This window comes from Ureaplasma urealyticum serovar 8 str. ATCC 27618, assembly GCF_000169535.1.
Lineage (GTDB): Bacteria > Bacillota_I > Bacilli_A > Mycoplasmatales > Mycoplasmoidaceae > Ureaplasma > Ureaplasma urealyticum.
In genome coordinates this window covers 217,099-241,769 of record NZ_AAYN02000002.1, presented here as the reverse complement: position 1 = coordinate 241,769, position 24,671 = coordinate 217,099, and the positions used below count along the sequence as shown (strand labels likewise).

Genomic DNA, 24,671 nt, shown 5'->3' with positions numbered 1-24,671 from the left:
ATGATTTCAACTAACGTATGCAGCTTCAACCACTCAAAAAAGGTTTCTAAATAAATTTTTAAAATTTATACCTTATTGGTGAGTCTAAGTTGATAAGATATCAATTCTAAGGAGAAGTTTGTAATGTTTGCTATTTTTCAAACAGGCGGAAAACAATACAAAGTTCAACAAGGCGAAAAAATCTATGTTGAAAAACTAGATTTAGAAGTTGGTAGTAAAATTTCATTTGATCAAGTTATTATGGTAGAAGGTAGTGTTGGTACTCCTTTTGTAAAAAATGCTGTAGTTAATGCAACTGTGTTAAAACAAGGAAAACAAAAGAAAATTAACATTATTAAGTTCAAATCTAAAAAACACCATTTAAAACGTCAAGGTCATCGACAACCATATACACAATTAGTTATTGATTCAATTAGTGTTAAATAGTTTTTATGATTAAAATAAATCATTATCCAAACGCTTTACTAGTAAAAGGCCATGCAAATTTTGATGAACATGGCAAAGATATAGTATGCGCTGGAGTGAGTGCTATTATTATGGGTGCACTTAATTGATTTGATCAACAAAAAACAACAATTAAGGTTGAGCAAGGGTTTATATTAATAATTATTGATGATAACAATCAATTATATCGTCAATATCTAGAATTAATCATAATCCAATTAAAAGCAATTTATTTTAAATATCAATCTTATATTGAATTACACGAATATAAACAACAATATAAAAGAGGTTTATAATTACAATGAATAAATTATACTGATTAACTGATCTACAACTTTTTGCTTCTAAAAAAGGGGTAGGTTCATCTAAAAATGGTCGTGACTCAAATCCTAAATATTTAGGTGCAAAACTTGGTGATGGACAATCTACTAAAGCTGGTCAAATTATTTATCGTCAAAGGGGTAATAAAATCTACCCTGGTTTAAATGTTGGACAAGGTAAAGATCACACTTTATTTGCAAAAACTGCAGGTGTGGTAAAATACACTAAATTCATGGGAGACAAAACAAAAGTTAGTGTTCTTCCAAAAGAAGATAATAAATAATTAAAAGAGGACATCGTGCCTCTTTTTTTATTACTATTTTCTTTTTAGTTTTGTGCAAAGTTTAATTAATGATAAAATTTATCAGGATTAAAATTTGTTAGGAATAAAAAATGAAACAAGAATATAAACATTTAAAATATTTTTTTAGTCGTCAAGGTTGAAAAGTTTCAAATCATGGCCAATGAATTACGCCATTAATTGCTATTTTTTTTATTGCTTTTGCTTTATGAATGTTTGCATTAACAATTGATGTTCCTAAGTATAATGCAGCACTTATAGTAAATAGTAATTTTTATGAACAAAAACTGTTTGGTGGTTTTTATTATTTAGTTGGTGGCACTCCATATACAAGTAGTGCAGACACAATTAGTGTAAGTAATATCCACATTACAAAACAAGCTATTGCAGCTACAACGTTAACATTACTTTTTTATACTCTTTTATTGATAAATACATTAATAGGTCAATTTAAAGCAAAAAAGATAGTAGTAATTCCTTGAATTATTATGTTGTGTGCAACAATTTTATTAGTTAGTGGATTAACTGTTGGTTTTGGTTATAAATTAGATAATCAACAATTTGATCTACTAAGACGTAATCCCTTCGTCTTAAATGATCAAATTAGTGTTTTTTATAAAATTGCTTTTCTAAAAGATCTTAAATACGCAAATACTAATTTAACACAATTTGCAAAACCATTAATTGGACTATATGCTTTTGTTAATATTTTAAGTGCTTTAGCTTATTTCGTATTGGTATTTATAAACATTCCCAATGCTATTATTCAACAAAGAGTTTGATAGATTTAATTTTATAATTACCATTTAATTTTGTTATATTTATAATATATAGTTCGCATTAAAATAAATTTAATAATTAAAAACGGTTGTTAAATATTTAATGTGAATTATAAAAACTTATTTATGAGCATTACGTTTTAATTAAGTGGACTTTAATTAATAGGTTTAGTTAATAAATAAGCAAATAAAAAGATGTGCGATCAATAATTGATTACACATCTTTTTTACTATTAACAATTTAATTTACTAAGCTAATAAATTATGTTTTTTAAGTGTTTTTAGTGTTTTAGCTGAAACTAATACACGTTGGCTACCATTTTCTGTTTTAATAGTTGCTTTTTGTAAATTAACATTTCAACGACGCTTTGAATGATTCATAGCATGTGAACGTGTATTACCACTTAAAGGACCTTTTCCTGTTAATTGATCTCTTTTTGCCATCTTTTTAAACACCTCCACGTGTTAAAATTATTTAAATATTTAATTTATGTTTGATTAATCTTAATATTATAAAATATTTATAGTAATATAACAAAATTTTTTATAAATATAAGACGAATTTTATGAGATAAAAATATGTATAAAGAAATTTTAATAAAAAATAGTAGCGCAAACTATATCGTTAGCGATCCTTTTGAAAACATGATTGACGCATTTCCCATTATTTTATTTGAAAATAACAATTATGTTTATTATTTAGCTGGCCAAAATGCTTATTTACCATCACAAATGCGTCGCTGAAAAAATTGAGATGAAATTTTAGTCAATAAAAATGATTTATCAAAAGAAGATTTTCTTTACAAAGATATTTATATTAATTTATTTCAAATTTACATTACTAAAAAAACTAATTTAACTAAATATACAAATAATCAATTAAATTTTGTTTTAACAAAAAATGACTTTAAAAAAGAATTGTGAGATAAGTTAATCTATATACCAATTAAAAAACTAATTAACACTCAAAAACCACAAATTTTATTATTTGAAATTTTTAAAAAACAAGATCAAAAATACCATAGTGCATTGCTTTTTGCTAACAAAAATGTTTTAAAAAAATTTTATTTAAATTCAGCTACAAGAGTTAATTATGAAGATGTTATTAATTTAGCATTTGAGAAATTAGAAACTTTGCAAAAATTATCAAAAACAACAAAGGTTAAAAAACATTTAACAAATTTAAAGAAATATTAAGTTTATATTTGTTTTGTTTGTCTAAAAACATAAATAATCATTTTATAATATAATATAACTTTTGAAACTATAAATATAAAAATTAAAGTATGGGAGCGGGGTATGTTAAAAAAAACTAAATTTGATAGTCAACTTGTTAAAAGTTTAATTACATCCTCTATTTTAAAAGTTCCTGGAATTTTTAGTGTTGACATAAGCGACAAATTATCTGATTTTAATCAAAATCGTTTTGTAATTAAAATTAGTTTGCATGAAGATGTTGTTAATGTTTTAAGTGTGGCAAATGAAGCACGTAATTTAGTGTATTATGAATTATCAAAACAGCTAAATGATGATAGTGTGGTTATTAACATCATTATAAATTGTTAAAATGGAAGTGTGATATGAAAACAATTAAGTTAGATCTTTTTCAAAAAATGTTATACGCTGGTGCGAAAATATTAGAAATTGAGTGCCAATATATTAACGATTTAAATGTCTTTCCTGTTCCAGATGGTGATACTGGTTCAAATATGAAAACAACTACAGCAGGAGCAATTGTTGCTATTAAAGAAGCAGAAATCACTAATTTTTCCCAACTTGCTAAAATTTTTAGTCGCGGTCTATTAATGAACGCCAGAGGTAACTCTGGTGTTATTTTAAGTCAAATTTTTCGTGGGTTCATGGATGCTTTAAATAACGATAGTGATGAAGTTAATATAGATCAATTAAAACAAGCTTTTAATAGTGCAAAAGATAAAGCTTATGCAAGTGTTTCAACTCCAATTGAAGGAACAATTTTAACAGTTATTCGTGTTGTTAAAGAACGAATTAACGAATATGATAATTTTGATAGTGTTGAAGATTTATTCGCATTTGCTACAAAAGAAGCAGAAATCATTTTAGAAAAAACACCAGAAATGTTGCCTTCTCTAAAAGAAGCTAATGTTGTTGACTCTGGTGGATATGGTTTAGTTAGCTTTTTAAAAGGAATGTACCAAAGTCTAACAAACATTTTTGATGAAAAATTAATTATTAAAAACGAAGAAGAAAACATTAAATCAAAAACAAAACCACTTGATCTTGAAGTTGTTCATAAAGAAAAAGAAGAAGGTTTTGGTTATTGTAGTGAAATCATCTTATCATTAAAGAAAAAAATTGTACCTAATTCAGCAAACAAAAGTTTTTTTGAACTTGAAAAATATAAAGCTGAATTGGCCAAAATTGGTGATAGTATTGTTGCTATTCAAGATGAAGATCTTGTTAAAGTTCATTTACATACTCTAACACCATATAAATTTTTACAAATATCACAAAAATATGGTGAGTTTGATAAAGTTAAAATTGATAATATGACAAATCAATTTTATGAAAATTTAGAACGTAAGGGATTAAGTACTAAAAAAGAAAACAAAGCAACTTTAAATATGGAACAAAAAATTATTGCAACAGTTCCATCTGAAAAATTTAAAAAGATGTTTATTGAAGAACATGGCATTGAAAATGTTATAGTCACTGAAACAGAAGGTGCCCCATCAATTCAACGTTTTGTCGATGAAATTAACACAACTAATGCTGCACAAGTTTTTATTGTTACTGATGATTCAAATATTGTTTTAGCAGCTGAACAAGCTTCAAAAATTGCCGCTGAAAATAATGTTTTAGTTTCTGTAATTGGTGCTTATAACGTTTTTGAAGCACTTTTAGCAATTTCGCATTTTGAACAACAAAATGATTATCGTACTAATTTTAAAACAATGAATAAAATAGTTAAAAAAGCTCGTAGTGGAGTAATTAGCACTTCAATTAAAGATGTAAAATATCCACATATTACTGTTAATAAAGATGATTATATTGGTATTATTAATAAAAAAATTGTTGCTTCTAAAAAAACAGCTTATGAAGCTTTATTAACAACAATTGAAATGTTAATTGAAAGTTTAAAAAAACCAGAAATTTGTTATATATACTATGGTATTAACGCCTCGCAAACTGATGTTCACCAAATTGAAAAATACATTTCAGAAAAATATGGAATTATTTGTGATCTAAGATATACTGGTCAAAGTTTATATCATTACTACATAGGAATTCAATAATATTATGAAAAAAATTAAAATTTTATTAGATACAATGGGTTATGAGAATACTTTAGAACATGTGATTAAAGCTGCTAAAGATTTTTATTATCAACATGAAGATGATTTAGAAATTATCTTAGTAGGAAATGAACAATTAATTAAGCCGTTATTAGATAATGATTGACGTTTATTCCCTATTGTACATACTGAAGTAAGTATTGAACAAAATGACACTATTTTATCAGCTCGTAAAAAACAAAATTCATCAATGCATTTAGCTTTAAGATATTTAAAAGATAAACAAGCCAATGGAATGCTAACAGCTGGAAATTCTGCTGTTTTTGTTTATAATGCTTATGCTACAATCGGATTATTAGAACATATTAAAAAACCTGCTTTTATGCCTTTTGTCCCAACAATTGATGGTGGTGTTACAAATTTATTAGATGTGGGTGCATCAATTGATCTTGATGGTAGAGATCTATTTAATTTTGCAATCATGGCTAATACAATTGCTAAAATGCGTACTCCAAATCCTCGTGTTGGTGTTTTAAATATTGGTACTGAAGATCATAAAGGTTTACCATATCATCAAGAAGCTAATGAATTATTAAAAACATCAAACTTAAATTATGTGGGTTTTGTAGAACCAAAAACAATTTTAGAACGAGAAGTTGATGTTTTAGTTGCTGATGGTTTTAGTGGAAACATTGCTTTAAAAACAATGGAAGGTGTTGGTAAAACAATTTCTAATTTTTTAAAAAATGAATATAAAAAACCAAAAAACCTTTTCGCTGCTTTATTATCAAAACCAATTTTTAAAAAAATGAAAAAAGCATTTGATTATAAAGAACATGCTGGAGCTTTTGTTTTAGGATTAGATGGCATTTTAGTTAAAACGCATGGTAGTGCTGATTATCAACAATTTATGAGTGCTTTAAAAATTTTGTATGAAACAATTAAAGCAGATGTTTTAAATGAAATTAAAAAAGATTTAAATAATTATTATGGACAATAAAAAATTTTTAGATTTTTTAAAACAAAATAGAATTGAACCAAAAAATTTATCTATTTATCTTGAAGCATTAACACATAAATCTTATGCAAACGAGCATAAACTTACTAAAAACTATCAACGTTTAGAATTTTTAGGTGATGCTTGTGTTGAATGGGTAATTAGCAATTTTATTTTTAACTACAAAATTAAAGATAATGAAAAAATGCGTTCTTTAGATGAAGGTGAAATGACTCGAGCGCGTTCTAATATGGTACGAAGCGAGATTTTATCATATGCTGCTAAAGATTTAGGATTAACTGATTTTTTAATGATTGGTGTTGGTTTAGAACAAGACCAATCGGCTCGTATGGAAAAAATCTATGAAGATATTTTTGAAGCATTTATAGGTGCTGTAGCTCAAGATCAAGGTATTAAAAAAGTTTCATTAATTCTTGAAAAAACTTTAATTAAATATTTTAGAGAAGGTCAAATTAATTATCAAAAAGATTATAAAACGATTTTTCAAGAACAAGCCCAACGTATTAATAAAAAACCTATTATGTATAAATTAGTACGTAATGAAGGCGATAAAAAAGAAGTCCATTTAGTTTGAAATGATTTAATTTATGGAATTGGAATAGCATCAACGCGAAAAGAAGCAGAAATTTTAGCAGCTAAAAATGCAATTTTAAAACTTGATGATTATACAAAAAAAGCATAATTATGTTAAAATTATTAGATATTGATTTCTTGCATAGTTTGATTTAAAATCTTCGAAATTAAACTAAGTTAGGAATAGATTAAAAAAATATACAAATTCAAGGAGATTATCATGGCAGTAAGCAAACAACAAAAACATGATTTAACAGTTAAATTTGGTGGTTCTGCATCAAATACAGGAAAAACAGAAGTTCAAGTAGCAATCTTAAGTGCTGAAATTGATTCATTAACAACACATATGATTGAAAATAAAAAAGATAAAGCTTCAAAACGTGGTTTATACAAAAAAGTAGCTCAACGTAAAAAATTATTATCATACTTACAACGTGTTGATATTGAACGTTATCGTGCTTTAATTAAAGAATTAAACTTAAGAGGATAATTAATATAATTCTTATATAAAATATTGAAAACTTTATTGCAATTTAATTAAAAATGGCTATTATCAAATGGCCATTTTTTATTTTTAATAATTAACATTTCTTAGAATGAAAAGCCTTTTTAAAAAATTCAATTATTCCATTATTTCTACAATTAAAATGATTAAAAAATTATTTTTCTAATGCAGTCTTGCTTTTTCATATATATATAATGAGAATGCAAGACAATTTAAATTAATAAATAAAAATATTTTAATAATGAGAAATAAATATGAAAAAAAATTATAAAAAATGAATGTTGGTGGCAATGTCATCGATATTAGTTGGTGGCATATTTATGTCGGCACTAACAGGATGTAAAAAGGAAATAAATTTAAATGATAAAATAATCGTAGAAAATGTTGCATTAGTTGATCAAGATGTACAAGCAAAAAAAGCTAAAATTAAACTAACATTTGCTCAACCAATTGTTTTAGAAAACAAAGCGCAAGCATCACTTAAATTAACTTTAAACAAAAAAGGCACTCAACAAACTAAAGTAGTAGATTTAGTGTTAAGTGATGATAAACTAAAAGCCACTACTGAAAATCTTGTTGAATTTGCAACAGATGTTTATAATGTAACAAAACTATCATTAAACAATACTGAAGCTAATGTGAATAGTATTAAAAGTAGTGATTTAAAAATTGATGTTGTAAGTAGTGTTGCATTAGTTGATCAAGATGTACAAGCAAAAAAAGCTAAAATTAAACTAACATTTGCTCAACCAATTGTTTTAGAAAACAAAGCGCAAGCATCACTTAAATTAACTTTAAACAAAAAAGGCACTCAACAAACTAAAGTAGTAGATTTAGTGTTAAGTGATGATAAACTAAAAGCCACTACTGAAAATCTTGTTGAATTTGCAACAGATGTTTATAATGTAACAAAACTATCATTAAACAATACTGAAGCTAATGTGAATAGTATTAAAAGTAGTGATTTAAAAATAAAATCATCATTGGAAGAAGAAATTAATTCTTTAATAATTAAAAAAGATATAATTGATGGTATTAAAAATCCTGATTTTATAACTCTTGATGATATTAGATATTATTTAAACCATAGCTTTAGATATCTAAGGTTAAGTGGTTTAAAAAATAAATTGGAAAATTCAATTAATGATAATTACTCAAGTGGAAGATATATTTCAAAATTAGATGATTTTATTGGTACTATTGATAAAAATGAAGAGGAACATGTATTAAAACTTAAATTTAATCATTTAATATCTTATATATTGATTTTAATTGAAGATAAAGATAAAGATGAAAAATTAATGGAAAAAGGTCTTGATTTATTAAAACAATATTGTATATTAATCAATTCAAAACACATTAATAAAGACAAAATTAAATCTTTTGTAATTCAATTAAAAGATGCAATTTATGACTATTGTGCAAAACACAATATTTTTACTAAAAAAATAATCGAAAACAAAATTGCCTTTAAATATATTGATTTTAAAAATACCAATAACAATGAACCTAATTCGTTTATTGGTGAATTTGAACTAGAAATGGGTTATAACATTAAAAATGGTTTTAGGGAAATAAAATATCAAGAATATTATGATGATGGATCAAAAAGTATCGACTATAATGATCCTATTGTATTAAAGTTGATATTTACAAACCTTGATAAATCAAAAATTTCATTAGATCAATATAAAAATAATCTAGAAGAAATACGAAACAATATAGAAATAATTGAAATAAGAAAATCTCAATTAGAAAAATCACCACAATTGTATTTAAACCAAAGATTTAAAGATAAAAATTATTATTTAATGACTGTTGCATTCAATTATAGATTTATGTATTTTTTTGATAAATTACTAAATATAAACTCAGGCATTCAATTAAATGATGCAATATACCCATTTAATTATTCTAAAGTTAAAAAAATACAAGAGAATAAATTGCAAAATAAAGAATTGAAACTGTCAAAAGAAGAAGAACAATTATTAGAAAAATATAAGATACTTAAACAACAAATTACTAAAATCTCTTCAGAAATTGTTAAATCTATTAATATTAAAAATGAAAATGGAAATAATGACAAAATTGAATATTTAGATCTTGACGAAGAATTTAACATGATACCTAAGCCTGACGAAGCAATTGTAAGTAATATTGAATTTATTGAAGTCAATACAAAAGCGAAAACAGGGAAAATCAAATTAACATTTAACGCTCCAGTCAAACTAACAAATGAAGATCGAAAAGATCTAGTATTAGATTTATTAAGATCAGGACCACATGGAAATTATCATAGTGAGTCTATTAATTTGGTATTAAGTAAAGATAAAATGAGTGCGACAGCTAATTTAAGCGAATTAAGAGAAGGAACTTATCAAGTATATGGGTTAAAATTGAATGAATGAAATATTAATTTAAACGATAATATTAGAAATAAAAAATTAAAAGTTGAAACAAATGCAATGAAATAGTATTAACAACTAAATAATTTTAGGTTGTATATCTATTATCAAACCAAATATCAATGAAAATAATTATTATATAATTTATAAAAATTTGTGTAAATTTTAAATAAAATTATGGTAAATCTCTTTTATTAATTATTTATATAAAATAATTGGTACAAAAAGATATATAAAACCCTATCATTATGCAAAAAGACCTTATAATTTTATTGTGTGTTTCTTTTAGATTTCGTCCTTTTCTTAAAAGAAGTGCAAATTAATTATTAAACTAAATGCCTATTATCCTTATAATTTGTCGCTTATTATAAGGAATGTTCTCCAAATTCATTATTATTTCATTTTCGCATGAGTTTATTAATTAATTAAAACAAAAACACTTGTTTAATATATAACAAGTGTTTTTTTATTTAATTAGTAAATTAAAAAATAAATAAAATTATTTATGTAACATAGCCTCATTGATAATTTTTAAATTAAGTTTATGAATTTGCTTTTTATTAACTAGACGCATTTTTAATAATCTAAAAATTAATGAGTTTAATACGACAGCAATATCACTAGTTGTCATAATTAAAACAGAAATAAATGGTGGAATAATACCAATTAATGCTAGTGGAATGAAAATTAGATTATAACCAAATGCTCATAGTAAACTACTTACAATAAACATCTTAGTAGTTTTTGTTAGTTTAATTACTTTGTAAATATTTAAAATATCTGGTTTGATTAAACTAATATCAGCAACTGCATTAGTTGCTTTATTAGTTTCACCAATTGATATAGAAACATTGGCTTGTTTTAAAGCTAATAAATCATTAATACCATCACCAACATACATTACTATTTTTTGATCATTTTGAATTTTTTTAATAATCTTAGCTTTTTCTTCTGGTTTTACTTGAGCATAAAAATGTTTAATTCCTAATTCATTTGCAATTTTTTGAGCAACTTTAGTATTATCGCCAGTAATCATATAAGTTTCAATATTATTTTCATGTAATACCTTAATTGTTTCATAAGCATCAGCACGAATTTCATCTTCAAAAACAAGAATTGATTGCACCTTTTTGTTAATACTAAAAATAATATTTGAAGCTAATAAATTAGTAGAAGTAGAAGATTTTTGATTGATTAATGAAAAATCAAATTGATTTTCATTCGCATAATGTTCTGATGTTAATTCATAAACATTACCATCAATATCTTTAGCAATAATTCCCACACCTGCAACCTCTTTAATATCAATTAATTTTGTACTCATAGAAATGTTATTAATAATGGCATAAGTTACAAATGATTTAGCTAGTGGATGTAAAGAAATTGATTCCATTTGATAAATTAAATCTAAAAATTGATCATTTCCTATAACTTGTTTTAATTGTAATTTTCCATAAGTTAATGTCCCTGTTTTGTCAAAAGCAATTGCATTAACTTTTTTAATCTTTTCAAAAATATTACTATTATTAAATGTAATCCCACTTTTAGCACCATGCCCTGCGCCAATTAAAACTGCTAAAGGAACTGCAATACCAAATGCACATGGACATGATATAACTAGAACAGAAACTGCTACATATGCTGCCTTTTCATATAAATTAGAATCATTATTAGATCCATGAAGATTTAAAAAAGCAATTGGTAACTCTTGAATACTTGGCACAAAAGCTTGTAATAAAAAAGCTAAAATGGCCATTAATAAGATAAATGGAGTAAATCATAATGAAATCTTATCAGCAACAACTTGAATTTTTGGTTTGCTGCTAGCAATTTGATTAACACCATTAATAATTTTTTTAATTGTTGAATCATTATAAAGTTTAGTAATTTTAAAAATAAAATTATCTCCAACATTAATTGATCCAGCAATAATATCATTATTAATTGTTTTTAGAATTGGACGAGCTTCGCCAGTTAATGAAGATTCATCAACTTCAGCAATTTGTGAATATAATACGCCATCTAATGGAACAATTTCACCTTTTTTAACAAGTGCGTATTCGTTAATTTCAGCTTGAAAAACAACTTTTTCACTAACTTGTTTTGTGTTCAAATCATAACTATTATATTTTTTGACTTGTAAATCATTTAAAGATTGTAAATCTTGATTTGCTTTTAGTTTAATACGATCACTAACTAATTGACCAACACTCATTGTTGCTATAATCATGCAAGCTGTTTCAAAAAAACCATGTAGTTTAGGTTCATAAATAATTGTGTTAGAAATTAAACTATAAGTACTATATATGAAAGCAACACATGTTGAAATAACAACAAGTAAAGACATTCCAGGTTTTTTTCATTTAAAAACTTCAAAAAAAGCACCTTTAAAAAAACTAAAACCTAAGCCAAAGACAATGAAAATACTTAAAGCAAAAACAATTCATCCATATATAAAATAACCATCAAGACCTAAAATTAAATTACTTTTGAACATAAATAGCATTTCAAAAACCATTAAAGGAATACTAATTAGAAGTGCTATTGATGTTTTCATCAAAGAAATTAAATATCTTCTTTTATTAATAGGTAGTAATTGAAATTTTTTAATTAAATTATTTTTTAACATTTTTTAGTATGTGTATTTTTCTAAAATATTTGTTTTGAAACCATTTTTATTGATTTCTTTAATTACATCTTGATCAGCAATTTTATTTTCTTCAAATTCAAAAGCAAATTCTGAATTTAAAATATTTACACTAATATTTTGTGCGCCAATCTTTTCAAGTACATTATATAAATTTGAAGAACATGACCCGCAATGTAAGTCACTAGATGTTAATAGCATATAAGTCATAAATAAAACCTCCAAGTAAAATAATTGGTACACTAATATTAAAACACAAAAATATAAATTTGTTCCATTTTTTTCACTTTTTATGTAAAATTTTTGGAACACTTATTTTTTAGATAAATAAAAAACTAGGTCAATACCTAGTTTTTGCTAATGATTTATTAACGACTGGTAATGTGCACATTACCAAAGTTCTGCACAATATTTATACCATGTTCAATATTTCGTTCAATATGACGATACATTAAAATTAATTTAATATAATTTGAATTTTCATCTAATAGTTTTGATTGATCATGTAAGGACTGAATTAAATTTTTATTGATTTTCATAATTGATTTAGAACGTAAATCTTTAATATGTTCAATTGTATTAACACTAAATTCATTTTTATCAAAAAAATCATATAAATCAGAAAGAATTTGATTAGAAATCTCAAAGCTAGTTAAAAAAATATTTTTTTGTTCTTCATCAAATTCAGTTTCTAAAAAGTATTCACAAATAATTTCAGAGTGATCAGAAATTCTTTCTAAATCTTTAATAGAATTAATTCCTGCAATAAAAAAACGTAAATAACTAGCACGTGGTTGGTCACGTTGAATAATTCACATAATTTCTTCTAACATATCAGCGTATGTTGTATTAACTTTTTTTTCTAAAAAACAAGCTTTTTCATATGTTTCTTTATATGATGATTGATCGTTTTTTAATAAATCACAAATCAATTTTTGATTATCAATTACCATTTGAAAAAAGTTTTTAAAATCATTTAGTAAATCACATTGTGATTCCTTCATTAAAAAATAATTAGTAGCCATAAATATATCACCAGTTCTTTTTATTAACCAATCTTTCCAGAAATATAATCTTTTGTTCTTTTATTTTTAGGATGGATAAAAATAGTTTTTGTTTCTCCTGCTTCTTCAATTCATCCTTGATAAAAAAACACAGTTTCATCACTTATTCGCTGGGCTTGTGCCATTGAGTGAGTCACAATAATAATAGAATATTTCTTTTTTAATTCTAATATTAATTCTTCAATTTTAGCTGTTGCAATTGGATCTAAAGCACTTGTTGGTTCATCCATTAACAACACCTCTGGCTCTAAAGCAATTGCTCGCGCAATACATAAACGTTGTTGCTGACCACCTGATAAAGCGTTCCCAGCTTTATCTAAATCATCTTTAACTTCATCTCATAAAGCTGCACTTTTTAATGATTTTTCAACAATTTTTTCTAAAATTTTACGATCGTTAATTCCATTATTTCGTGGACCATATGCAATATTATCAAAAATACTCATTTCAAATGGTGTTGGTTTTTGAAAAACCATCCCGATTCGTGTTCTTAATTCTAATGATGATATTTTTTTTGAACGTGTATTAGTTCCTAAAAAATAAATTTCACCTTCGTGACTAGTCCCTTCTATTAAATCGTTTAATTGATTTAAATTTCTTAAAAAAGTTGATTTACCACAACCACTTGGGCCAATAAATGCTGTTACTTTATTTCTTTTAATATCCAAATTTAAATCATGTAGAACATGTTTTGTTCGATTCATATATCAAAAATTAAAGTTTCGAATTTCAAAAACATTTGCGTCATTAAAATCTTCTTTTAGCAAATCAACTTGCGTTTTTTTCTTATTTAAAAATTGCTTTAATTCAGCTTTTTTTTGTTTTGGAAGTTTTAGTCAAGCAAAAGCTCTTTGGTATTTATTTAATTTTTGAAATTCATCATAAATTGCTTTAGCATCCAATTCATTTAAATTAGTTTTTTGATTTAAAGGAACAATTGTTTGAATTTCTTTATTGTCTTTTTGATCATTCATATTTTTATCCCCTAACTTTTAATAACTCTTTTTGAATTTGTTCATCATCAACATAACGAATTTCATATAACTTTAAACCAATTTTAGCAACTTTATTTACTGATTCATTATATCCCATGATTTTGGCTTGATTATGTGTTAAATAAAGATGTTTTTGATAAATTTGTGGTTTGAAAACTTTAATATCACGCATGTAAGGTGCGCGAAGATAATTTTTTAAAATTTTAAACCATTTTTTAATATCATGTTTAATAAATTCAAAATAAGGAACAATAACGTGAGCAATGATGATTAATGCAATAACTAATCATAAAGTAATAAAAGCAGATTCGTACATTACATTATGAGCAATATTTGTATTATTTTCATATAATTGAGCATAAATACGTGTTGTTAATGTTTGTCCAGGATTTAAAATTGTTATGCTTTGAGCTGATGATAAACCTGCTGTTAGATACAATGGTGCAGTTTCAGCTACAATTCGACCAATTGTTAATACAATCGCAGAAATAATTCCTTTTTTTGCTTGTGGTAAAACTAATTTAACAATCGTTTCTCACTTTGAACATCCTAATCCATAAGCATTTTCACGAATGCTCATTGGTACTGCTTTTAAAGATTGTTGAATTGAACGTGTAAATGTTGGAAGGACTACTAAAGTAATTGTTAAAGCACCCGCTAATAGTGATTTACCAATATTACCCATTGAAGTAAAACCAAAAATTTCAATAAAAATAACTAAACCAAACATCCCAAAAATAATCGAAGGCGTTGATCCAAATGAATCAATAAAAAATAATAAAACTTTTTTTGGTCATTTATTTTTAGCATATTCATTAATATAAATTGCGACAAACAATGAAAATGGTAAGCCAATTAAAATTGCGACAATAATAATTATTAAAGTATTAATTGTTGCTTGTCCAGTTGTGTTTTTTGTATAAGCTACTACTGTTGATGTTGGTAAATTAATTGCTTTAATTCCATTAACTAAAATATCTAGTGAAATTCAAGCTAAAAAAGCAAAAGCAACCATAAACGCTAATGATTCAAAAAATAATTTGTGAATAGTATATAAACGTTTTAGTTTTCGATTTTGAATACGATCTGTAATATAGTTATTTAAGTTATCCAAATTGTTTACATGTAATTTATATTGGGAACGATGCGTAATTTTCTCATATAAAATTTTTAATTGATCTGGTATAAAACAAACTATATAAGCTAAACTTTTTTCTAATTTAATAAATCAAGCATATGTTTTCTTTGAACGTTTTCTTGTTAAATAAGTTACAAGGCCATTTAAAATCATAATCGCTACAAATAAAACGATCCCATAAACATATAGTAATCCTCTTAAACCTTCGCCACCATTTTCAGCGAACATGTTAGCTGAAATTACAGCACCTAATGGACGAAGAGCAGAGTGCATAATTTGTAAAAAACCAGTACCAAAAATGTTTTGGTAACCTTGATCACTTAAAATCATACTAATGGCCATTGTTTCGCCGATCGCACGACCTAAAGCAATAATAATGGCAATAATGATACCACCACGAGCTTCTTTTTTAAAAATCTTATAAATTGAACGTGTATAAGAACTTCCCATTCCTATCCCATTTTCAATTAAACGCATATCAATACCATCATATGTGCTTAGCGTTAAAGAAATAATTGTCGGAATAATAATAAACGCTAACATAAACATTGACGTAGTAATGTTTTGAACAGTATCAATGTGGAAAACAAACGAAATTGCAGGACCTAAAGACTGAATAGCAAATAATCCAAAAATAACTGAAGGAATCCCAGCTAATGCTAAAATCGTGACTCTAAAAAATTTTTGTAATCTTTTGTTTTTAATTCTAAACTTAATAAAAGTAGCTGTTTTAATACCAATTGGAGCAGCAATTATAATTGCACCAAACGAAACAAGCAAAGTAATTGCTAATGGAAATCAAACTGATGAACCAACAGCATAATCAGCTAAGTTAAAATTCTTGCTTCAAAAAATGTTTTTTAATCCATAAGCTTCAAAGCCAGGTATTGAACGAATAATAATAAAAACAACTAAACCAATAAAACAAATAGAAAATAATCAAGCAAAACTAATAACTAACGTTTTAGCTAGTTTATCTTTTATTTTTTTGTTAAAAATGATTTTTTTAGTCTGTTGCGAATTAAGATTTAAAATACTCATTATGCTGATTTTGCTCCTAATATATTAATTCTATTCGATTCTATTAATTCAAAATCACTTACAAAAAAATTGTTTTTTGCGCTTTGATTGTTAATGGCTTCTTGAAAAGATTGTTCATCTTTATAAGGTTTTAAGAACATTGAATTTTTTTGTTCAAAAGTAAGGGGAATAAACCCTGATTCTTGAATGATTTTTTCAACTTTTTTATTGGTTAATAATCATCAAACGAATTCTTTAGTATTTTTAATTCCTTGCATATTTAAACTAAAAACTAAATTAAAAGGTCGATATCATCCATAAGTTTTAGCAACATTAATAATTTCTTGTTTGTTTTCATTAATTTCAAAAGGTAAATAATTTTTTAAATCTTTATTTTGTAAATAAGCAATCTTATATCCTTTAGCAATAATTTGATCATAATTTTTAAGAATAAAACCTGTTGATAAATAAGTTATTGATCCATCTACATTATCTTTAGAAATATTTGTTCAAGCTTGAGTATTTGATTCTTCAGTACTTCTTATTAATTTGCCATAAGTACCAGCTTCAATAACCTTATAAATATCATGATATTTTTTTTTAAATTCTTTTTTAGAAATTAATGGATTAGAAGTCAAAAAAGCCTCGGCTGTCCCTGAGGCATTTGCTCCACCTGTACGTGAATAAGCTAAAATTGGTGTTTTTGGTAATTGGGGATCAAGATCATAATAACTTACTTGTTCATTCCCAGTAAAAGCTTTAAACAATTTAATAATATTGTCTTTTGTTAAAACTAATTCATGATTAGTTTTATTGAGTTTATAAATAATGCCTATACCATCTCAAGCAATTGTATAAGTTTTCAATTGATTTTGTTTTCACCTATCATAAACTACATGACTTTTTTCAACACTTTGTTGCTCAAAATCAATATTTGGACTACGTGAACTTACGCCTATATTAGTTCTTTGTTCAACAGCTTCAATTATTCCTAACGAAGAACCTCCAGCATTAGAAATAATATCTTGTTTATGATGTTTTTCAGATAAGGCCTGAATTAAGGGTAATACTGATGAACTACCATTTGCATAAACAATTGGAATTTGTTTATAATCAATTGATATTGCAGCAATAACACCAGCAACACCAACCACTCCTAAGCTAGCGCATAAGATTTTATATCTTAACCTCATTAATTCCTCAACTACTATTAAATGTTAGTCTTATAAATTATATAAAAAAAGCTTAATTATTTTAATAATTACAAAGAATTAAAGATTTTATTGTTTTTCTACAATGATTCTTGCAAAAATTGGTTTTGAATCATTAACTTTGTGGTAGTTTAATATATCATAAGATGCTAAACTAGCTAAAGTTAAGAAAGATTCATCAAAATTTAATTGTTCAACTGCTTTTTTACTTCCTTCAATTAAAATTGGTGATAATAAAGTAGTAGTTACTTGAATAACTTTTACTAAATGAACTAAAAGTGAATCTAATTCTTGCTCTTGTTGATTTTTAGCTAATTCTCAAGGTTTATTATCCTCAACATATTTATTTGCTTCAACTAAAATTTCTTGAATGCAATTAAGTGCTTTATCAATACTATATTTATTAATATTTTCTTGAACTAATTCAATATTTTTATTAATTAAATTTTCTAATTTTTCATCATTTTTTAAAACACAACCAACATATTTTGGAACTATATTATTTCGATATTTTTTTAACATTCCCAATGTTCTTGAAATCATGTTACCATAGCTATTTGCTAATTGAGTATTATAAGTTTCAATCAAATTATCTTCACTAAAAATAGCATCTCTAAATAAACTTAAATCAGCCATTAAATAATAACGAAGTGCATCCACACCATAAGTATCAATTAAAACATTAGGATCAATTACATTACCTAATGATTTAGACATTTTACCTTCTTTTGTAATGATTCATCCATGTGATAAAATTGTTGATGGAAAACGAATTTGTAAATCATTTAAAAAGATTGGTCAATAAATGCAATGAAAACGTGCAATTTCCTTTGATAATAAATGAACAATTTCAGTTTCATTATCACATCAATATTTTTGAAATAATTCATCATTATTTGATAAATAACCAGTTGCAGTTAAATAGTTCATTAATGCATCTAATCAAACATAAATCACATGTTTTGGATTTTCAGCAATAGGAATCCCTCAATCAAAAGTAGTACGTGAAATACTTAAATCTTCTAAATTATTTAAGAAGTTATTAATCATTTCATTTGCACGTTCATTTGGAATAATAAAGTTTGGATGGTTTTGATAGTAAGTTTTTAAAAATGGTGCTTGATCACTCATTTTATAAAAATATGATTCTTCAGACTTAGTTTCTAATTTATGACCCATGCGGCACAACATTATATTATCTTGACTTTTAATAATTTCAGCAGGATTATAATTTTCTTCGCATGATACACAATAATAACCTGTCCATTGGCCTAAATAAATTTTGCCTTGTTTATATAAGTAACTAAAAACTTTTTGTACAGACTCTTCATGATCCATTTGCGTTGTACGAATAAATTTTGAAAAACTAATATGTAATCGTTTTCATAAATTTAAAAAAATAATTGAATTACGATCGACCAAAGCTTTGGGAGAAATGTTTTCTTCAAAAGCTTTTTGTTGGATTTTTTGACCATGCTCATCCATTCCTGTTAAAAAGAAAACATCGTATCCAAACAAGCGTTTATAACGTGCTAAAACATCAGCAATGATCGTTGTATAAGCATGACCAATATGAGGATTTCCAGAAGAATAGTAAATGGGAGTAGAGATAAAAAATTTCTTTTGTTTTAACATATTTTTCTCCTTAAAATTTTTAATTATTATTTTTAAATTTTTGTTGGTTTTGGTTTAATTTAAACTCTTGTTCGTTATTTTGGGGAACATAATATTTTTTGTTTGCTAATTCACGTGGCAAATATTGTTGATTAACATAGTTATTTTTAAAATCGTGTGGATATTTATAACCATGAACACCTAATTTTATTGCTGATGCATAATGAGCATCACGAATATGATTTGGAATTGAATATTGTTTGCCATTAGCAGCATCTTCAAATGCTTTATGATAAGCAAGATACACAGAGTTTGATTTATTTGATAAACAAATTTGTAAAACTAAATTAGCTAAAATTACTTGATTTTCTGGATATCCTAAAAATCGACAAGAATTAATTCCTTGATCAACACGTAAACATAGATTAGGATTAGCTAAACCTATATCTTCATGAACACAAACACTAATTCTTCGATAAATCGCTTCAAAATCACCTATGATTATTAAACGTGCTAAATAATATAAAGCTGCATCACAATCACTTCCACGCATTGATTTATGAAAAGCTGATTTTAAGTCATGAATTTCATCGCCATCACTCGCTCCTAATGCATATGATTCTTGCATAATTCGTTTTAATAATACATAATCAACTTTATGTTCTTTATATAATAAGTGAATAATTTCTAGCGTATTAATAACAGCTCGTAAATCACCATTAGTTTTAGTAATTAATAAATTAAAAGCTTGTGGTTCAAAAACTTCTTCAACATTAATCAAAGTTTTAATTCGTTCACTAATTTGTGAACTCGTTAATGGTTTTAATGATAATAGTTGGCAACGACTTCTTAAAGCAGGGTTAATAACAAAAAATGGATTTTCAGTTGTTGTCGCAAATAATTTAATTTTATTTGCTTCAATAATTGGTAATAAAATATCTTGTTTATCTTTATTTAATCGATGAATTTCATCAATAATGATAATAAAGTTATTTAAATCTAATGCTTGTTCAATGATTTGCATTAATTGCTTTTTTGAATCAACAACAGGATTAAAAAAAGCAAATGGAACCTTTAAATCTTGTGCTAAAACTTTAGCAAGCGATGATTTTCCTACACCTGGGGGGCCATAGAAAATTAAATTGAATACTTGATGGTGATTAACCATTTTTCTAATTATACCAATTTCATCTAATAAATCTTTTTGACCAACAATGTCATCAATACTATGAGGATTTTTTAGAGTTTTAATTAATTTATCTAGCATACTATTTTTGGTTAACCATTAATTTATATAGCTCTTTACTATCAAAACCAGAAGTCTTACTTACTTCTTTGCAAGCATCTTTTAATTTAAAGTTTTGTTTAATTAAAGTACGAATTTCATTTAAACATTCATTAATATCATTGTTTTTAATAACATCAAAATTCGTTTTATTATCAATAACAATTACAAATTCACCTTTTTCAGTAATTGGAGGTAATTGTGAAAGATAACCATAGTAGTGGCTTTCATTTTTCTTTGTTAATTCACGACCAATAAAAACTAAAACATCTCCTCATGTTTCATAAACATCCATTAAAGTTGTTTGTAGGCGATGTACAGCTTCATAAATAACAAAAGTTGTTTGTAAATTTTTGTATTGTTTTAATTTCTCAACGCGTTGTTTTTGTGTTTTACCTAAAAAACCTAAAAACATAAAATCTTGTGAACACATTCCACTAGCAACTAAAGCATGCATTAAACTCGATGGTCCATTAATAACTTGAACTCCAATATTTTGGCGATGACATTCATTAATTAATTTATAGCCAGGATCTGAAATTGTTGGATAACCCGCATCACTAACTAAAGCAGTTGGGTATTTTTTAATATAATTAATGGCTTCATTTAATTTTTCAACTTCATTAAAATTATGAAAACTAACAAGTTTTTTATAATCATAGATATTTAATAAATGTAATAGTTTAGATGTCATCCGTGTATCTTCGCATAAAATAACATAAGCTTCATTTAAAGATTTAATAACACGTTCACTAGCTTCTTCAAGATTACCAATAGGTGTAGCAATGATAGATAAGATATATTCTTTATCACATAATTTCATAAGTTAAAATTCCTTAATAATAGCTTTAATTTGTTCTAATGTTTTTTGCATCATATTTAATCTTTTAAATAATTGTTTATGATTACAATAACTAATATTTAAATAATCACAAAGCATTAAACGCATTTTTTTATTATTTAAATTAAGTGTTAAATATTCTAATCAACTAATTGATTCAATTGGATTAATAATAAAAGTTGCTTGTGATTTTAAAGCTTTTAATAAAGCATCGTTATTAGCTTCTGCAATTCCAATTTTTTTAGCATTATCTAACATACTATCTTTACTAATAAAACATTGCTTTGTGATACCATATTTTAAATAATTAGTAATTGTTTTACGAATTTTTTCACCTTGATAATCAGGATCTAAAAACAAAATAACCCCTTTTGATAATTGTGCTTGTTTAATTAAAGCTAAAGTTTTTTTACTAATTTCTGATCCATTAGTAGTAATAATTTGTGCATTAACTAATTGATCAATTTTTTGGGCATCTGTTTTACCTTCAACAACAATAACTTCTTGAATAATTGGTTTATTCATTAATTACTTATTATTCTTTTTAGTAAATAAGAATTTTGAATTCTCATCATGAACAAATGACATTGAACCAGCACCTTTTGAATAAATTTCAATACATTTAGCAATTGCTGGAGCAATACTTACGATTTCAAGACCTTCAAAAGGTTCGTTTTCAATTGTATCAGCGATGCAAACTTTATTGATAATTTTATCTTTAATTGCTTGTTCAAAACGTTCGCGAGCATTGTTATTAAATAAACCATGCGTTGCAATAATTGTTATTGATTTAGCACCCTTTTCACGCACAATTTTAGCAGCTCCTAAAATTGTTCCACCAGTATCAATCATATCATCAACAATTACGCAATCACGTCCTTGAACATCACCTAAAACATTATTAATTTCAACTTGATTTTTGCCAGATCGACGTTTATCAACAATTGCTAATGTCGCACCAGTAGCTATTGAAATTTCACGTGCACGTTTTACACCACCATAATCTGGTGAAACAATCGTTATATTTGATGAATCTTTATAAGCATCAAAATAATGTTTCATTAAAACTCACACAGCTTCTAGTGAATCAAAGGGAATATCAAAGAAGCCTTGTGTTTGTAAAGAGTGGATATCTCAAGTTAATACACTTGTTGCTCCTGCACTCTCAATCATCTTAGCAACTAAACGTGCTGTAATTGGTTCGCGTGGTTTAGCTTTTCGATCTTGACGAGCATATCCATAATAAGGAATTACAACACTAATTGCTTTAGCACTAGCTCGTTTAATTGAATCAATCGCAATTAATAATTCCATTAAACTATCATTAACAGGTTTTGATGTTGATTGAATAATAATTACACGACGTCCACGCACTGGTACTTGAGGAGCTACAATGAACTCACCATCAGCAAATTTATCAATTCTAATTGGTGATAATTCAATTTTAAGTAAATTAGCAATTTTATTAGCTAATTGATGGGAATTCGATAAACTAAATAATAATATATCATGATTTTTTGGCATTGACTTTTACCTACTTTAATTACCTTATTTCAAATTACTATAAACTTTTGTAAACAATTGACCAACTTGATATTGTTCGTTAAGTTCAACAATTCCTTGTGAATTAAAACCTTCAATATTTAATTCTTTTTGTGAACATAACATCCCAAACGAATCATAGTTCATTAATTTTGACTTTTTAATCTCATTGCCATTTGGCATTAATAAATTAGGTGTTGCGACAACTGTTTTTAAACCAACACGTGCATTTTGAGCGCCGCATACAATTTGTACTTGTTGATTACCAATATCAACTAAACAAACATGTAAATGCGTGTTAGGAATTAAATTAGCTTCTAAAATTACACCAACAATAAAACCTTTAAAATCATCATTTGGCACTAATTTTGTTTTTGTTAAATTGCTTAATTTTTGCATTAATTCTAAACTAGGATATAAATACCCCTCGCTTAAATTTTCTAGATATTTACTTGCATTTCATAAATTAAATCCAATTAATTCTTTATTGCGATAAAAAAGCAATAAGTCATCATTTAAAAATACTTGATGATCATATTGCTCATTATTTTTTAAAAATATTAACGTATCATTTAAACTTGTTCTATTATAATAAATATACATTTCAACTCCAATTTTTTAAAGAGATGGATCCTCTTTATTAATAAATTATAATATTAAATTAAGCTTATCTAACTTTTAATCATAGTTAATAATGAAGTTTTTATTATAATTTTTAAATAAGTTTTAGTTAACTAGAGGTAAATACATGAAAACAGCAATTTTAATCGATACTGGCGCTAATGTTTTAGATATTAAAGATGATAATGTGTATTTTGTACCCATTCAATTAATTGTTAAAGAACATCAAGTTGAACAACAATTAAAAGATGTTATTGATGTTAGTCAAGAACAATTAAAACAAATATTAATTAATAAAACAAGTATTCATACTTCATTACCTTCACCAGGCTTTGTTATGAATAAATTAGACGAGTTATTTACAAAATACGATCGTGTTGTTATTTTAACGTTATCAAGTGGTTTATCAAGTTATTTTGAGTCTTTAAGTATTATTAAAGAAGATTATAAAGACAAGCATCTAGTATGTATTGACTCACGTTCTGTTTCCATTGGTATTTTATGATTAGTTGATGAAATCAATTCGCTACTAAAAAATAATCCAAGTGATGAAGAATTAATAGCATTAGTTAAAGAACGTTCACAAAAAATTATTGGTGGTGTTATTGTCAATAATTTAGATCAATTAATTGCGGGCGGGCGTGTTAAGAAAACTAAAGGAATCATAGCAAAAGCATTACGTTTAAAATTAATTGTTCGTTGAAATGGTCAATTAGATTTTATGGATAAAACACCAAATTTATCAATCGCTATCGATAAACTATTAGATATTATTAATGACCAAAATCAATGACGTACTAATGGTATTAAAAACATTGTTATTCTTACTGATTTAGAAAACGAATCACAAATCAATTCACTAAAAACATCATTACAAGAAAAAATCCAGCAAGATGTTGAAATTAAAGTTTCATATCTACCTGGATGTATTTATGCCCATGTTGGTTTAAATAATTTTGCTATTTTAATTGAAGCTAACTAAATTTTTATTTTAAATAATTAATATGACACAAAAAAATCTGATGCTAATTAAAAAGTCATCAGATTTTTATATCCTATTGTTTATTATGAT

Annotated in this window: 25 protein-coding genes and 1 other annotated feature; of the genes, 12 read left to right on the top strand and 13 right to left on the bottom strand. The window is 25.6% G+C overall.

What is annotated here, in order from left to right; translation table 4 throughout:
• Positions 1–17: 17 nt before the first annotated feature.
• Positions 18–96, top strand: a sequence feature (ribosomal protein L21 leader region).
• A 27-nt stretch (positions 97–123) separates the two neighbouring features.
• From rplU to UUR8_RS01020, 4 genes are all read left to right on the top strand, one after another.
• Complete coding sequence (gene rplU / locus UUR8_RS01035; RefSeq protein ID WP_004025926.1) at positions 124–426, top strand: 50S ribosomal protein L21; 303 nt, start codon at positions 124–126, stop codon at positions 424–426.
• Positions 427–431: 5 nt separating this feature from the next.
• The gene (locus tag UUR8_RS01030) at positions 432–740 is read left to right on the top strand and encodes a ribosomal-processing cysteine protease Prp (RefSeq protein ID WP_004026020.1); all 309 of its coding nucleotides are present in this window, start codon (positions 432–434) and stop codon (positions 738–740) included.
• 5 nt (positions 741–745) lie between these two features.
• Positions 746–1,048, top strand: a complete 303-nt coding sequence (gene rpmA, locus UUR8_RS01025; protein ID WP_004025739.1) for a 50S ribosomal protein L27 — start codon at positions 746–748, stop codon at positions 1,046–1,048.
• Between the two features lie 110 nt (positions 1,049–1,158).
• Positions 1,159–1,851 (top strand): hypothetical protein, encoded by a 693-nt coding sequence (locus UUR8_RS01020; RefSeq protein ID WP_004025569.1) that lies wholly within the window; start codon positions 1,159–1,161, stop codon positions 1,849–1,851.
• Positions 1,852–2,094: 243 nt separating this feature from the next.
• On the opposite strand, the gene rpmB is transcribed toward UUR8_RS01020, so the two are convergent.
• Positions 2,095–2,289, bottom strand: coding sequence for a 50S ribosomal protein L28 (rpmB, locus tag UUR8_RS01015; protein ID WP_004026215.1), 195 nt, complete (start codon positions 2,287–2,289; stop codon positions 2,095–2,097).
• A 135-nt stretch (positions 2,290–2,424) separates the two neighbouring features.
• Here rpmB and UUR8_RS01010 point away from each other — a divergent pair, with 135 nt between their 5' ends.
• The 7 genes from UUR8_RS01010 (at position 2,425) to UUR8_RS00980 (ending at position 9,690) form a co-directional block, all read left to right on the top strand.
• A complete protein-coding gene (locus UUR8_RS01010) occupies positions 2,425–3,042 on the top strand; it encodes an Mbov_0400 family ICE element protein (protein WP_004026109.1) in 618 nt (205 codons plus the stop codon).
• Positions 3,043–3,144: 102 nt separating this feature from the next.
• Positions 3,145–3,411, top strand: a complete 267-nt coding sequence (locus UUR8_RS01005; RefSeq protein ID WP_004025749.1) for a hypothetical protein — start codon at positions 3,145–3,147, stop codon at positions 3,409–3,411.
• Between the two features lie 14 nt (positions 3,412–3,425).
• Positions 3,426–5,120, top strand: a complete 1,695-nt coding sequence (locus UUR8_RS01000; protein ID WP_004025888.1) for a DAK2 domain-containing protein — start codon at positions 3,426–3,428, stop codon at positions 5,118–5,120.
• 4 nt (positions 5,121–5,124) lie between these two features.
• Entirely contained in the window at positions 5,125–6,120 is a 996-nt protein-coding gene (gene plsX / locus UUR8_RS00995; RefSeq protein WP_004025547.1) for a phosphate acyltransferase PlsX, read from the top strand.
• A complete protein-coding gene (gene rnc, locus UUR8_RS00990) occupies positions 6,110–6,820 on the top strand; it encodes a ribonuclease III (protein WP_004025836.1) in 711 nt (236 codons plus the stop codon). Before plsX ends, rnc begins: the two co-directional genes overlap by 11 nt.
• A 111-nt stretch (positions 6,821–6,931) precedes the next feature.
• Positions 6,932–7,201 (top strand): 30S ribosomal protein S15, encoded by a 270-nt coding sequence (rpsO, locus tag UUR8_RS00985; protein WP_004025791.1) that lies wholly within the window; start codon positions 6,932–6,934, stop codon positions 7,199–7,201.
• Between the two features lie 269 nt (positions 7,202–7,470).
• A complete protein-coding gene (locus tag UUR8_RS00980; protein ID WP_004026046.1) occupies positions 7,471–9,690 on the top strand; it encodes a hypothetical protein in 2,220 nt (739 codons plus the stop codon).
• Between the two features lie 430 nt (positions 9,691–10,120).
• Here the strand turns inward: UUR8_RS00980 and UUR8_RS00975 are convergent, their stop codons facing one another.
• The 12 genes from UUR8_RS00975 to ytpR form a co-directional block, all read right to left on the bottom strand.
• Complete coding sequence (locus UUR8_RS00975; RefSeq protein WP_004025609.1) at positions 10,121–12,250, bottom strand: heavy metal translocating P-type ATPase; 2,130 nt, start codon at positions 12,248–12,250, stop codon at positions 10,121–10,123.
• A 3-nt stretch (positions 12,251–12,253) separates the two neighbouring features.
• The gene (locus UUR8_RS00970; protein ID WP_004026233.1) at positions 12,254–12,478 is read right to left on the bottom strand and encodes a heavy-metal-associated domain-containing protein; all 225 of its coding nucleotides are present in this window, start codon (positions 12,476–12,478) and stop codon (positions 12,254–12,256) included.
• 158 nt (positions 12,479–12,636) lie between these two features.
• The gene (locus UUR8_RS00965; protein ID WP_004025927.1) at positions 12,637–13,293 is read right to left on the bottom strand and encodes a phosphate signaling complex PhoU family protein; all 657 of its coding nucleotides are present in this window, start codon (positions 13,291–13,293) and stop codon (positions 12,637–12,639) included.
• Between the two features lie 23 nt (positions 13,294–13,316).
• Positions 13,317–14,306, bottom strand: coding sequence for a phosphate ABC transporter ATP-binding protein PstB (gene pstB, locus UUR8_RS00960; protein ID WP_004025971.1), 990 nt, complete (start codon positions 14,304–14,306; stop codon positions 13,317–13,319).
• A gap of 4 nt (positions 14,307–14,310) precedes the next feature.
• On the bottom strand, positions 14,311–16,506 hold the full coding sequence (gene pstA / locus UUR8_RS00955; protein WP_004025699.1) for a phosphate ABC transporter permease PstA: 2,196 nt from the start codon (positions 16,504–16,506) through the stop codon (positions 14,311–14,313).
• Positions 16,506–17,678 (bottom strand): PstS family phosphate ABC transporter substrate-binding protein, encoded by a 1,173-nt coding sequence (locus tag UUR8_RS00950; protein ID WP_004025804.1) that lies wholly within the window; start codon positions 17,676–17,678, stop codon positions 16,506–16,508. The genes pstA and UUR8_RS00950 overlap by 1 nt, the downstream gene beginning before the upstream one ends.
• A gap of 87 nt (positions 17,679–17,765) precedes the next feature.
• On the bottom strand, positions 17,766–19,331 hold the full coding sequence (gene metG / locus UUR8_RS00945; RefSeq protein ID WP_004025641.1) for a methionine--tRNA ligase: 1,566 nt from the start codon (positions 19,329–19,331) through the stop codon (positions 17,766–17,768).
• Between the two features lie 19 nt (positions 19,332–19,350).
• A complete protein-coding gene (locus tag UUR8_RS00940) occupies positions 19,351–20,577 on the bottom strand; it encodes a replication-associated recombination protein A (protein ID WP_004025650.1) in 1,227 nt (408 codons plus the stop codon).
• Position 20,578: 1 nt separating this feature from the next.
• Positions 20,579–21,418 (bottom strand): 16S rRNA (cytidine(1402)-2'-O)-methyltransferase, encoded by an 840-nt coding sequence (gene rsmI, locus UUR8_RS00935; RefSeq protein ID WP_004025806.1) that lies wholly within the window; start codon positions 21,416–21,418, stop codon positions 20,579–20,581.
• Between the two features lie 3 nt (positions 21,419–21,421).
• Positions 21,422–21,961 carry a ribonuclease M5 gene (gene rnmV / locus UUR8_RS00930; protein ID WP_004025879.1) on the bottom strand — a complete coding sequence of 180 codons (540 nt, stop codon included), beginning with the start codon at positions 21,959–21,961 and terminating at the stop codon, positions 21,422–21,424.
• Positions 21,962–21,964: 3 nt separating this feature from the next.
• Complete coding sequence (locus tag UUR8_RS00925; RefSeq protein WP_004025552.1) at positions 21,965–22,960, bottom strand: ribose-phosphate pyrophosphokinase; 996 nt, start codon at positions 22,958–22,960, stop codon at positions 21,965–21,967.
• Positions 22,961–22,984: 24 nt separating this feature from the next.
• Complete coding sequence (ytpR, locus tag UUR8_RS00920) at positions 22,985–23,581, bottom strand: YtpR family tRNA-binding protein (RefSeq protein WP_004025570.1); 597 nt, start codon at positions 23,579–23,581, stop codon at positions 22,985–22,987.
• A 145-nt stretch (positions 23,582–23,726) separates the two neighbouring features.
• Here ytpR and UUR8_RS00915 point away from each other — a divergent pair, with 145 nt between their 5' ends.
• On the top strand, positions 23,727–24,581 hold the full coding sequence (locus UUR8_RS00915; RefSeq protein ID WP_004025599.1) for a DegV family protein: 855 nt from the start codon (positions 23,727–23,729) through the stop codon (positions 24,579–24,581).
• Positions 24,582–24,671: the final 90 nt, after the last annotated feature.